Origin of the sequence: Haloarcula sp. Atlit-47R, assembly GCF_003665985.1 — an archaeon.
Classification (GTDB): Archaea; Halobacteriota; Halobacteria; order Halobacteriales; family Haloarculaceae; genus Haloarcula; species Haloarcula taiwanensis.
This window is the reverse complement of the sequence record NZ_QPLQ01000001.1, coordinates 1235544-1247800: the sequence shown is the minus strand read 5'-3', so window position 1 is coordinate 1247800 and position 12257 is coordinate 1235544. Positions and strand designations below refer to the sequence as shown.

The 12257-nt window shown below is 61.1% G+C and carries 12 protein-coding genes; 8 read left to right on the top strand and 4 right to left on the bottom strand.

What is annotated here, in order from left to right:
• Positions 1-5: 5 nt before the first annotated feature.
• Positions 6-638, top strand: a complete 633-nt coding sequence (gene serB / locus DVK00_RS06495; protein ID WP_101348832.1) for a phosphoserine phosphatase SerB — start codon at positions 6-8, stop codon at positions 636-638.
• 272 nt (positions 639-910) lie between these two features.
• On the opposite strand, the gene DVK00_RS06490 is transcribed toward serB, so the two are convergent.
• Both DVK00_RS06490 and DVK00_RS06485 read right to left on the bottom strand, forming a co-directional pair.
• The gene (locus tag DVK00_RS06490; RefSeq protein WP_101348831.1) at positions 911-2209 is read right to left on the bottom strand and encodes an O-acetylhomoserine aminocarboxypropyltransferase/cysteine synthase family protein; all 1299 of its coding nucleotides are present in this window, start codon (positions 2207-2209) and stop codon (positions 911-913) included.
• A gap of 380 nt (positions 2210-2589) precedes the next feature.
• A complete protein-coding gene (locus DVK00_RS06485; RefSeq protein WP_101348830.1) occupies positions 2590-4158 on the bottom strand; it encodes a DNA-directed DNA polymerase II small subunit in 1569 nt (522 codons plus the stop codon).
• An 88-nt stretch (positions 4159-4246) separates the two neighbouring features.
• On the opposite strand from DVK00_RS06485, the gene DVK00_RS06480 reads away from it, so the two are divergent.
• The gene (locus DVK00_RS06480; RefSeq protein ID WP_121535911.1) at positions 4247-4957 is read left to right on the top strand and encodes a S26 family signal peptidase; all 711 of its coding nucleotides are present in this window, start codon (positions 4247-4249) and stop codon (positions 4955-4957) included.
• Positions 4958-5085: 128 nt separating this feature from the next.
• On the top strand, positions 5086-5739 hold the full coding sequence (locus DVK00_RS06475) for a S26 family signal peptidase (RefSeq protein WP_121577530.1): 654 nt from the start codon (positions 5086-5088) through the stop codon (positions 5737-5739).
• A gap of 73 nt (positions 5740-5812) precedes the next feature.
• On the opposite strand, the gene DVK00_RS06470 is transcribed toward DVK00_RS06475, so the two are convergent.
• Positions 5813-7390 (bottom strand): Cdc6/Cdc18 family protein, encoded by a 1578-nt coding sequence (locus DVK00_RS06470; protein ID WP_101348828.1) that lies wholly within the window; start codon positions 7388-7390, stop codon positions 5813-5815.
• A gap of 930 nt (positions 7391-8320) precedes the next feature.
• On the opposite strand from DVK00_RS06470, the gene DVK00_RS06465 reads away from it, so the two are divergent.
• From DVK00_RS06465 to DVK00_RS22215, 4 genes are all read left to right on the top strand, one after another.
• Positions 8321-8962 (top strand): Era-like GTP-binding protein, encoded by a 642-nt coding sequence (locus tag DVK00_RS06465; protein WP_004590329.1) that lies wholly within the window; start codon positions 8321-8323, stop codon positions 8960-8962.
• A 4-nt stretch (positions 8963-8966) separates the two neighbouring features.
• Positions 8967-9350, top strand: a complete 384-nt coding sequence (locus DVK00_RS06460; protein WP_004517591.1) for a DUF2073 domain-containing protein — start codon at positions 8967-8969, stop codon at positions 9348-9350.
• Positions 9350-10036: a Zn-ribbon containing protein gene (locus DVK00_RS06455; RefSeq protein ID WP_101351372.1), complete on the top strand. Its 687-nt coding sequence runs from the start codon at positions 9350-9352 to the stop codon at positions 10034-10036. The genes DVK00_RS06460 and DVK00_RS06455 overlap by 1 nt, the downstream gene beginning before the upstream one ends.
• Before the next feature lie 129 nt (positions 10037-10165).
• Positions 10166-10291 carry a hypothetical protein gene (locus tag DVK00_RS22215; RefSeq protein ID WP_255410203.1) on the top strand — a complete coding sequence of 42 codons (126 nt, stop codon included), beginning with the start codon at positions 10166-10168 and terminating at the stop codon, positions 10289-10291.
• A gap of 119 nt (positions 10292-10410) precedes the next feature.
• Here DVK00_RS22215 and mdh read toward each other — a convergent pair whose 3' ends face one another.
• Entirely contained in the window at positions 10411-11325 is a 915-nt protein-coding gene (mdh, locus tag DVK00_RS06450; protein ID WP_005536799.1) for a malate dehydrogenase, read from the bottom strand.
• Between the two features lie 117 nt (positions 11326-11442).
• On the opposite strand from mdh, the gene DVK00_RS06445 reads away from it, so the two are divergent.
• A complete protein-coding gene (locus DVK00_RS06445; RefSeq protein WP_121577446.1) occupies positions 11443-12255 on the top strand; it encodes an Sjogren's syndrome/scleroderma autoantigen 1 family protein in 813 nt (270 codons plus the stop codon).
• Positions 12256-12257: the final 2 nt, after the last annotated feature.

Genomic DNA, 12257 nt, shown 5'->3' with positions numbered 1-12257 from the left:
GGGTAATGCTAGTCGCCTTCGACTTCGACGGGACGCTCTCCGATTCGGAGATGACGGTCCTGCTCGGGAGCCAGAACGGGACGGCCGAGGACATGGCCGACATCACCGAGCGCGCGATGAACGACGAAATCGAGTACGCCGAGAGCCTGCGCCAGCGCTGTGCGCTGCTGGAAGGCCTCTCGGATGAACAGGCCCGGGCGGCCTTCAGTGAGGTCGCCCTGCGTCCGGGTGCAGCCGAGGTCATCACTGCGCTACGAGACGCCGGCGTCTACGTCGCTATCCTCACTGGAGGGTTTGAGCGCGGCGTCGAGGCTGCACTCGAAACGGAGGGGGTCGAGGTCGACGCCATCGTCGCCAACCGACTGCCCGTGGCAGACGGAAAGCTGACCGGCGAAGTTCGCGGGCCGCTCATCTCCGGGACGAAAGACGACGCGATGGAAGTCGTCACCGCCGTCACCGGCGAAGACCGGGACGCGACTGTTGCCGTCGGCGACGGGGCCAACGACCTCCCGATGCTCGAAGTGTCGAACCTGGCTATCGGCTTCGACCCGAAACCGGCCGTCGCGCCGTCGTGTGACACGACAGTCGAGACAATGGACGAACTGTACGAGCTGCTGGAAGCCGAAGGAATCCTGTAACGAATCTCTGTTTTTGTCGCTCACGGTCACGACCTGTACGCTGCACGGTAGACGGAGAACAAACGGGGAGAGGCACGCTCCCCACGGACGCGAGCAGTCGTTGTCGGACCAATGACAGAGTATGGTTGAGCGTGAACCGACGCGTGCTCGCTACCAGCGACGGTTCATTGAATGCATTGTCTTCTCCCGTAATAAGCCTAATGAATAGGTGAATTATTGCAGTACTTTGATACGCACGTTCAGAAAAGTTCTGTAGAATACCGTATTCTTCGTTAGTTAGTTGCCTGGCCGATTGCCTGGTCGAGGTCGGCTTTGATGTCTTCGACAGACTCAGTGCCAACAGAGAGACGAACCATGTCGTCAGTGACGCCAGCGGCGGCCTTCTCCTCGTCCGTGAGCTGCTGGTGGGTAGTCGAGGCCGGGTGGATGATGAGCGTCTTCGCGTCGCCGACGTTGGCCAGCAGCGACGCAATCTCGGTCGATTCGACGGTCGTCCGGGCGGCGTCGTAGCCCGCGTCGAGGCCGAACGTTATCATGCCGCCGTAGCCACCGTCGAGGTATTTGCTGGCGGTGTCGTGCGTTTCGTGGTCGTCGAGGCCGGGGTAGGTGACCCACGATACTTCGGGGTGGTCAGCGAGGAACTCGGCAACCCCCATGGCGTTGTCACAGTGGCGGTCCATCCGTGCGGGCAGCGTCTCCAGACCCTGCATCGTCTGCCACGCGTCGAAGGGCGACTGCTGGCAGCCCAGGTCACGGAGCCCGCGAGCGATAGCGGCGTAGGTGAAGGCCGCGTCCTCGAATCGCTCCCGGAAGTTGACACCGTGGTACGCGGGGTTGTCACCGGCAATTTCGGGGTACTTGTCGGCGTGTTCCTCCCACGGGAAGGAGCCGCCATCGACGAGGACGCCGCCGACGGTGGTGCCGTGGCCGTGGATCCACTTCGTCGTGGAGTTCCAGACGAGGTCAGCCCCGTGCTCGATTGGGTTACAGAGGTACGGTGTCGCGAAGGTGTTGTCGACAAAGAAGGGGACACCATGGTCGTGAGCGATTTCGGCGAGGCGTTCGAAGTCGGGCGTGACGAGCGCCGGGTTGCCGATGGTCTCACAGTGAACATAGGCTGTGTTTTCGTCGATAGCCTCGGCGTAGGCGTCGTAGTCGAGCGTGTCGACGAAGCGGGTTTCGACGCCATTGCGCGGCGCGGTGTGGGTGTAGTAGGTGTAGGTCCCGCCGTACAGCGACGACGCCGTGACGACGTTGTCGCCGACATCCGCGAGCAGGAAGGTGGCGAGGTTCAGCGACGCCATTCCCGAAGCAGTGGCGACCGCGCCGACGCCGCCCTCCAGCGCCGCCAGCCGTTCCTGTAGCATGCCGACGGTGGGGTTCATTAGCCGCGAGTAGATGTGGCCCGGCTTCTCCAGCGCGAACTGCTTTGCGGCGTCCTCGGCGTCTTCGAAGACGTAGGAGGTGGTCTGGTACAGCGGCGGCGCGCGAGAGCGGGTCTCGGCGTCCGGCTCTTCCTGCCCGACGTGCAAGGCGTCGGTTTCGAATCCGTGGTCTTGGTCGTCGCTCATACACTCCGCTTTCACCTGATGGGTCTTAATAACGACCACACCGGTGAGCCCCGCCACTGCTACGAGATAGCGGTGATTATTCGGGCCGTTTCCGGACGTATTCGGGCGCGGAAGGCCGTGTGGAGTCAGTATCGTGCTTCTGGAAGAACACGAAGAGAAGTACTCGGGCCGGGAGCGAGTGGTGCGACGACTGTCGCACCCGAAGCGACCCGGGGAAGGGCAGGCCTGCGGTCGTGCCGGGCGGTTAGCATACCGGTCGCCTGGCGACCGGTTTCACCGGACGCGAACGGAGTGAGCGTCCGGCCTTTTTCGCCCACGTTTTTGTACGGGGGTTGAGCGCTCGGCCCCGGCGAGCGCGAGGCCCCCGTGGAAAAAGGTGGTTAGGTAAACTTCCGGACCGTCATCGAAAGCGTATCCAGGTCCAGAATCGGCGCGAAGCCGGCGTCGGGGTCGATGTTGACGCTCTTCTGGAACGCGGTCTGGGCCTGCCAGCACCCGGAGTTCAGCGCAACGACGTTGTGGTACTCGCCCCAGCCGAGCTTGTGGACGTGGCCAGTGTGAAACACGTCCGGGACCTCCTCCATGACCAGATAGTCGCGGTCCTCGGGGGCGAGCCGGGTGTGACCGCCGTACTGCGGCGCGACGTGGCGCTTCTTCAGGAGCTGGTACATCGCCTTGTGTGGCTCCTCGTAGCTGGCCTCCTCATCCGGAAGTTCGGCGATGACCTCGTCCAGCGAGACGCCGTGGTACAGCAGCACCGTGACGCCCTCGACGGTGACCAACGAGGGATTAGAGTGGACCTGAGCGTCGTGGGCAGTCATGATGTCCCGGAGTTCCTCGTCGAAGCCGGGCTGGGGCTCGGCCAGTCGGACGGCGTCGTGGTTGCCCGGAATCATCCGGATTTCCATATCGCCCGGAACCTCCTTGAGGTACTCCGAGAATGCGCGGTACTGGTCGTAGATGTCGATGATGTCCAGTTCCTCGTCTTGCTCAGGGTAAATGCCGACGCCCTCGACCATGTCGCCGGCGATAAGGAGATACTCGACAGTCTCAGCCTCTGGGGTGTGGAGCCAGTCCGTGAAGCGGTGCCAGGCGTCCTCCATGAACTCCTGGCTGCCGACGTGGATGTCTGAGATGAGTGCCGCCTGAACGTGACGGTCAGCGGTCGAGGGGCTGTGCGTTCGGGGCACGTCCGGGAAGTACAGCGAGTCCACAAACAGGATGCCGGCGTCGTCGGCCAGCGTTCCCTCGACGGCGATGACCTCGTCCATGAGCAACTGCTGGACGAGGTCGGCGATAGGGCGGTCTTTCATCACCAGACAGGGGAAGGTCCCGTTCGTGTCCTCCAGTTCGACGAGCCAGTGCCCGCTGGCGGTCGAGCGGATGTCCGAGACCATCCCGATGAGCGCCGCGTCGCTGCCGCCACCCATGTTTTCGATTGCGTCGGTCGGCCGGTGGTTCACTCTGCCACGGAGTTTGCTCGCCAGTTTCTCGTAGCGGTCCCGGAACACCGAGACGAAGTCCGAGTACTCGCCGGTCCCAGTTGACTGACCGGTCATGTCGTTCGCGACCTCGATTGCCCGGAGGGATGTGTCCACATCCCGTGACCCCTCCGTTTCAGGTGGAGAAGACGTACCCGGTTCGGTCGATGCGGCTGCACTCGTTCCAGTTGAAACGGAGGGGTGTGGATTGGGAGGGGTGCCGGTAATTTCGTCTCCTGCGCCTGGTCCGGTTTTCGGCGTGCTTCCCGCGTCTTCTGCCGTCTCAATCACAGATTCGACGTGGTCGGTTGTCAGCTTCAGCGCGTCATCGGGCAGGGTTTCGAGTGCGCGTTCCAGTGTCGCCGATGGATCCGGGGTATCGGCGATCCGCGTCACTGCTTCGCGCTCCGCGTTGTAGCCGCGGCTCGCGAGTTCGCTGACGATTCGTGCCGGCGTCTCCAGAGGCACGTTCCACACTCAGTGTCTGCGGGCAAAAGGATAGCGGACCGACAGTCGTCACAAGATTGATACCCCGCTGTCGGCAATCCGAGGTAGGATGGGCCGGGACGAATCGACCAGCAGCACGTCGCCAGACGAGACGGAGGAGGCTGCTGACACCAGCCCAACGTTTCGTCTCGGCCTGTACGTCCGCGACATCAGTACGAGCGTCGGAGCGGTCATGCTCGTCGGTGCGCTCCTGTTTGCCGTCAGCGGAGTGTGGCCCCCGCTTGTCGCAATCGAGAGCGGGAGCATGGAGCCACACATCGACACCGGTGACATGGTGTTTGTCATGGACGCAGAACGGTTCCCCGGACAGGAGGCGCGTCACGGCGTTGTAACGGCGGCAACCGGGGCCGAAACCGGGTATCGGACCTTTCAGCAGTCCGGAGATGTCATCGTCTTCGAACCCAACGGTAACGAACAGCGAACGCCGATTATCCACCGGTCGATGCTGTGGGTTGATGCCGGCGAGAACTGGTACGACCGAGCGAACCAGACGTACATCGGAAGCGCGGACAGTTGCGACGAGCTTCGGAACTGCCCGGCCCCCCACGCTGGGTTTATTACGAAAGGTGACAACAAAGTGACCAACACGAGATACGATCAGGTGACCGGAGCGAGTACTGTTGTGCGCCCGCAGTGGGTTATTGGAACCGGAATCTTCCGAATCCCGCGTCTCGGGTACGTCCGGGTCCAGCCGTCCCAGCTATGGCACACAGCAGCGACTATAGGGGTCGGAGAAGCTTCAGCGCCAGCGGCAAGTTGACTGACTCGGACGGTAGTGGTCGCTCTAACAACAGAAGGTTGATTGGCCGCCTCCGAGTATTCGTGGTACGAATGGCCGGGTCAGACCATCGGTCGTCGGACGGGGACGGAACCGAGGGACCGGGAGGGATGATGTACGTGACCGATATCGTCAGTAGCGCCGGTTCAGTCCTGCTTGTCGGGGTGTTGCTGTTCGCCGTTAGCGGCGTGTGGCCCCCACTGGTCGCTATCGAAAGCCCGAGCATGGACCCGCATATCAAAGAAGGCGACCTCGTGTTCGTGATGGAAGAGGAGCGGTTCTCCGGCCCAGGTGATCACAGGGGTGTCGTTACTGCGGCGAACGACGACAGCTATCGGAAGTTCCAGCAACCGGGCGACGTCATCGTATACGAACCCGACGGCAACAGTCGGCAGACCCCGATCATCCACCGAGCGATGCTGTGGGTTGATGCCGGCGAGAACTGGTACGACCGGGCAAACAAGGACTACACCGGGAGTGCGGACAGCTGTGACGAACTCAGCTCCTGTCCGGCCGACCACGCCGGCTTCATCACCAAGGGCGACAACAACGGCCGGTACGACCAAGTCGGCTCCAGCCCAATCAGCGAACCGGTCAAGCCTGGGTGGGTCGTCGGTACCGCGGAAATGCGGGTCCCACTGCTGGGGCAGGTCCGGCTCCAGTGGAACCAGGCTGGAGCGACCGACGTAGTACCAAGCGGGGCAGGACCGGCAGTGACGAACGAAACAGGGTCGACAGCCACGAACACGACTGCGTCCGGGTAGTTCGTCACTCTCGATAGGGGGACTGTTTCACCTGCGACGGCGGAGACTGCCGGGCGCTCAGACAATCCGCAGATCAGTTGTCGAAGCGGGCCTGCACGAACGGCTGGACGTCGTCGATATCGCCGAGTCGTGAATCGGACAGAAGTACCGCCTCCGTCTCCTCGGTTGGAACCGACAGCGAGATCTCTTTCGTCCGTCCGTATCGGCCCTTCGAGACAACGACGGCGTTGACGATGCCGAGCATATCGAGTTCCGAAATGAGGTCAGTGACGCGGCGCTGTGTCAAGATATCGGCGTCGATCTCCTCACAGAGGTTCTTGTAAATGTTGAATACCTCGCCGGTGTTGATGTTGTGGACGCCGTTTTTCTCCAGAAGGATGATGGCGAAAAGGACGATCTTCGACTGGGTGGGAAGCGTCCGGACGACCTCGACGACGCGGTCGAGTTCGATCTTCTCCTGGGCCTGCCTGACGTGGTCTTCAAGTACGTTGTCGGTCTGGTCGCGCTCGGCGAGTTCGCCCGCGGTCCGGAGGAGGTCAAGCGCACGACGTGCGTCCCCGTGTTCCTGTGCAGCGAAGGCCGCACACAGCGGGATGACATCCTCGGTGAGCGCGTCGTTTTTAAACGCCACGTCGGAGCGTGCCTGCAGGATGTCCCGGAGCTGATTCGCGTCGTATGGCGGGAAGACGATCTCCTCCTCTCCGAGGCTTGATTTGACCCGAGGATCGAGGAAATCAGTGAACTTCAGGTCGTTAGAAATGCCCATAATCGAGACGCGGGAGTTCTCCAGTTCGGAGTTCATCCGGGAGAGGTTATACAGGGTATCGTCGCCGCTTTTCTCGACGAGCTTGTCAATCTCGTCGAGCATAATGACGACCACGCGCTCGTGGTAGTCGACTGCGTCGAAAAAGGAGCTGTAGACCCGATCCGTTGGCCACCCGGTCATCGGCACTTCCTCGAACTCCGCCTTGTCTGCTTCCAGCGAACTGATTTCGGTTTCGATGTCGTCGAGAGAGTCAAACGCCGTCTCTTCGAGTGCAGCCGCCGTGTTCTCGCGTGCGCGCGACTGGAGGTCTTCGAGTTCGGCGATTCGGTCGTCGATGAGCCGGGCATTCTTGTCGATGAACTTATTCGCGAGCTGAGCCAGTACGCGGTACTGGGTGTCGGTCACCTCGCAGTTGATATACTCGACCTCACAGGGAACCTCGTACTTCTGTGAGGTCGTTTCGAGTTCCTCGCTGACGAACTTCGCGGACGCGGTTTTCCCTGTTCCCGTCTTGCCGTAGATGAGGATATTCGACGGCGTATCACCACGCAAGGCGGTAACGAGAATCGTCGCCATGTTGTTGATCTGCTCCTCGCGGTGGGGGAGTTTGTGTGGCGTATACGAGGGGCGAAGGACCTCCTTGTTCTCGAAAATGGGTTCCCCTTCGAGAAGGTCGTCGAACAGGCCACGGGACGCTTCGTCTGAGGGATCATCGGACCCGGTATCGAGATTGTCGAGAATGACATCGTCGAGATCTGATGGCCCGGTCGATATGTCGGGGTCCGTTTCGGAGCCGGGGTGCCCGTCGGACCCGTCGGCATCGTTCGACGTTTCTGGTGTCGACAGATCGGATTCCGGGGCCGAGTTGTTGCTTTCGTCAGTCATAGTCGATCGAGGGGGTCCCCTTCGTTTCGTGTGGAGAGAGTTGGAGACACCGGAACAGAGGGAGCGAGGAGTGCGTCAGTGCCGTTGTTAGTGAGCATCAGCGCTCTCCGGTGTGTCCAGTTGAACCACATGAACCGTACCGTGATTCGATATTAAATATTTCGGTACACCACCTGTGAAAGATGTGTGTTGATATATTTATATTTTCTGTCGCATGAGTACTGCTGTCATAAAGGGAAATATAGCTTCGATCTCACTGGGGTGAAACGGGCAGTATACAGCAGCTAGTGATCGGAGAGTAAGAGAATGGTGGTGCAGTTTCGGGAGCGGGTACGCTGTGTGAATATGAGGGTAGCGCATGAGGAGCCGGTGCTTGCAGCGGAACCCGACTCCAACAGGGTAACCCCCCCACCCCTTCGTTTCCAGTGGAACTAGAAGCAGGCCCGGGGGGAGGGGGGAGGGAGGCCGACAATGTACTGTAACAAGAAAAAAGATTTAATATGGTATATCGTAAACCAAACCCGCACCAGATAAAACAGATAGTCAGTAGGAGTTAGTGTTCAGTTTTCTAGTGTCTAGACCGCTCTAGCTAGTGAAATCACGTATCGCGCTGATCTGAAGAACTAGTGCGCTCCCAATTTGACCGATAAGTCTCCCACCCCTCCCCAGGGGTGTGCGGCGTTCCACCTGAAACGAAGGGGTGGGGGGCTGTGTTGGTACACCCACATACATCTCGCGTGGGTCAGGATGGGCTGACTCGAATAGTCCCCCCTTTTCGCTCGTCTCCGTCCCAACGCCCGCACGCTGATCTGTGCTATGCCCCACCATGTCAGAATAGGGACTAATGTCTGACGTAGGCTTAAGTGAATTCGCCTATCTTTTATGGGCAGAGCCGCCATACCGGACGACTCCGGGCGGCGGGAGGATAGGATGGGATTGTTAACAAACCTCAAAGATAGTATTTCACGCGCGGCATCGACGCTGTTCTCCGAAGAGGACCCGAAGCGTATCGGGATCTACGGCCCGCCGAACGCCGGTAAGACGACGCTGGCGAACCGCATTGCACGTGATTGGACCGGCGATGCTGTCGGCCCAGAGAGTCACGTTCCACACGAGACTCGCCGTGCGCGCCGAAAGGAGAACGTCGAGATCGAACGCGACGGGAAGAAAGTGACAATCGATATCGTCGACACCCCCGGCGTGACGACGAAGGTCGATTACACCGAGTTCCTTGAACACGACATGGAGAAAGACGACGCCGTCCGTCGCTCCCGCGAAGCGACTGAGGGCGTCGCTGAAGCGATGCACTGGCTCCGCGAGGATGTCGATGGTGTTATTTACGTACTCGACTCTGCGACCGATCCGTTCACGCAGGTCAACACCATGCTCATCGGCATCATCGAGAGCCAGGACCTTCCGGTGCTGATCCTCGCGAACAAAATCGATCTTGAAGAATCTTCGGTCCAGCGCATCCGAAACGCATACCCACAGCACGAGACGATTCCGCTATCAGCGCTTGAGGGAGACAACATGGACGAAGTCTACGACAAAATCGCGGAGTACTTCGGGTGATATAATGGCGGAAGTCAAAGACCCAGACGACGGCGTCCAGATCGACCTCATCAGCGGCGAACGCATGGCGGGGCTGGCCTCGATGGAAAAAATTCGGATGATTCTCGATGGCGTCCGCGACGGCAACATCGTCATCCTTGAAGAGGGGCTCTCCCCCGACGAGGAGTCCCGCCTCATCGAAGTGACGATGACCGAAATCAGTCCGGACGAGTTCAACGGCATCGAGATCGAGACCTACCCCAAGTCCGAGGCCGCCGACGCCAGCATCCTCGACCGGTTGATGGGCAAACAGTCGACCCAGAAGCTGACGGTTATCGGGCCGGCGAACCAGATAGAGACGCTCCACAAGGACGAAACGCTCATCAGCGCCCTCGTCTCTCGGAAATAATGCCCCACCAGTGTACGGAGTGTGGCCGTGGCTTCGACGACGGGTCGAAGGAGATGCTCTCGGGCTGTCCCAACTGCGGCGGGAACAAGTTCCAGTATCAGCCCGAAGGAGCCGACATCTCTGAGACGCCGGACGCGGAGCCACCGGAACCACCGGGACCTGACAGTACCGTCGCTCGTACCGTTGGCAAAACCGCTGCCTCAGTACGAGACTTCGTCAGCGGTTCCGCTACAGACGGGGACCGGGACGCCGAGCAGTCCCATTTCGACGCCGACCGGTCGGTTGACGCACAGCCGAGTGACCCATCCCACACGTCCGGTTCGCCGTCGACCGAACCTGACCGCACGTCTGTGACTGAGGACTCGGCCCAGGCTAGCGCCCGTGGGGATGTCGTCGAGCCGGACGAACTCCCGTCGAACGTCCCGTCGGCATCCGAATCCGAACACCAGTTCCGTCCCGTCGGTGCCGACCCCGACCCACCACCAGAGCCGGACAGCGAGGACCGCCCCGATCTGGAGGAACTCCGAGCGGAACTCAACGACCAGTTCGAGTCGATCAAAGTACTGGAACCCGGCCAGTACGAACTGAACCTGATGGAGTTGTACGACCGCGAGGAGTACATCATCGCGCTGCAGGAGGACGGCCACTACTCGATTCAGGTTCCGGAAACCATCCGCTCCGAGTGATCGACACGGGCTTTTCGTTTTACTGGTTCGCTAGCCCCGAATTACCCCGTAGAACCGCTCCATACACCATTGAGTATCAATGCCGGCACAACCATTATATAATATGCCGTGGATGCTTCCGATAACGCCATGAGCCACCGAGAACTCTCGACATCGGAGTCACACCTCGAAGAGTGGGCGTCACTCCTCGGTGCTGATATCGACGACGACGGGCGCGACGGCGATTTGCTTGACGACCAAGACGACCCCGCGTAACAATCGTGGACCGGCAAACGGCCGATTCGCAGTTACAGCTGCGTCTCTTACGGCGATAGCGGAAAAAGGCAGTCCGGGAGGGCGTCAGTCCCGAACGCTCGCAGTACCGCTCGACCGGGTTACGAGATTTTGTCGTACTGGTCGGAGAGCTTCTCTGCAGCGTCTGCCATCAGGTCCTGCTCGTAGTCGTCGAGGTCCCACTCGACGATTTCCTCGACGCCGTTGCTCCCGAGACGGACCGGGACGCCGAAAGCAGTGTCTTCGTGCCCGAACTCGCCCTCCAGCTTGACCGAGGCCGGCAGCACTTCCCCGGTGTCATGGAGGATGGCTTCGACCATGTGTGCGACGCCGCGGGCTGGTCCCCACTCGGTCGCGCCTTTGCGCTCGATGACGTCCATCGCCGACTCCTGCAGGTCGCCGAGCAACTGCTCTTTCTCGTCGTCGCTGAACTCGGGGTCAGTCCCGTCGACGCGGACTTTCGAGAATACGGGGACCTGCGCGTCGCCGTGTTCCCCGAGAATCGTCCCTTCGACGTTCTGCACTGGTGCGTCGAACTCCTCGCTCAGTACGTAGCGGAACCGCGCGGAGTCGAGGCGGCCGCCGAAGCCGATGACCTGCTCGCGAGAGCGGTCGCCGGCCTCGTAGAGGTGGCGGTTGAGCAGGTCGACGGGGTTCGAGGTGGTCAGCGAGATGTAGTCGTCGTTGTGCTCGTCCAGTGAGGACTGGATGTCCTCCATGATAGGCGCATTGTCGCCGGCGAGGTCAATGCGGGTCTGACCGGGCTGGCGCGGGATGCCGGCCGTGATGACGACCACATCGGAGCCAGCGGTGTCCTCGTAGCCGCCCTGCCGGACGCGCGTGTTCGAGTCGTAGGCGATGCCGTGGTTCGTGTCAGCTGCCTGCCCGACCGTGTCGTCCTCCTTATCGGGGATGTCCACGAAAACGACTTCATCAGCGATGTCGCGGAGCGCGATGTTGTACCCTGCGGCTGCGCCGACCGTACCGGCTGCGCCGACTACGCTTACCTTTGTCATACCATTCGAAAAGGCTCGGGCGCGAACGTTAAACGTGTCGAAACCCCGATTCCGCCGCGCATCGTTCAGCCAGTATCACCCGTAAACGGTTTTCAGCCCCGCGGCGTTGTGACGGGTATGAGCGACTTCGATAAGGAAGCCGAACGCGAGAAACTCCGAGAGAAGTTCGAGAAGGAAGACGAGAAGCGCCAGACGACCGAGCAGATGAGCGAACTCCTGTTGAAGGGCGCGACGATGACCAACGCCCACTGCAGCGACTGCGGCGACCCCATTTTCCGCTACGACGGCCAGGAGTTCTGCCCCACCTGCCAGAAGCCGGTCGCGCGCGACACGCAGGAAAACGGGGCAGACCCGTCAGATGCTGACGAACAGGCGGGGCAGGCCGACGACAGTGACCAGATCGAGGTTGCCGACCCGAGCGACGAGGCTCGCGTCCAGTTCGGCGATGCTGCCGAGGACACAGCAGAGAATGCGGTGGACGCGACGGACGAACACGCACAGCAGGAGACCGCACATACCCAGCCCGACACCGCTTCACAGTCTCCCTCCGAACCGACGGCGTCGACACCCAACTCGTCCGCTCCACCCGAAGCGAGGGGTGACCAGTCGACCCAGGCGTCAGACCACTCGGAGCCAGCGCCACAGACTGCTCGAACAGGTGCATCGTCGGAGCCTAGCGGCCGAACTGCCAACGACCAGCCGCGTGGGACAGCGACACAGAACCCCCCTGTTTCCGCTCGACAGACTCGGACGACCGATAGTCACACCGGCGATATTGAGGCCAATCTCGATGCGGCGTCTGCGCTACTGGCCGAGACGGTTCACAGCTTCGCCGAGCGCGCCGCGGCCACCGAGAACCCACGCGAGGCTCGCGAACATCTGCAGGCAGCCCGAGAAGCGGCGGAAGCGCTGGATGCAGCGCGGTTCTGAAC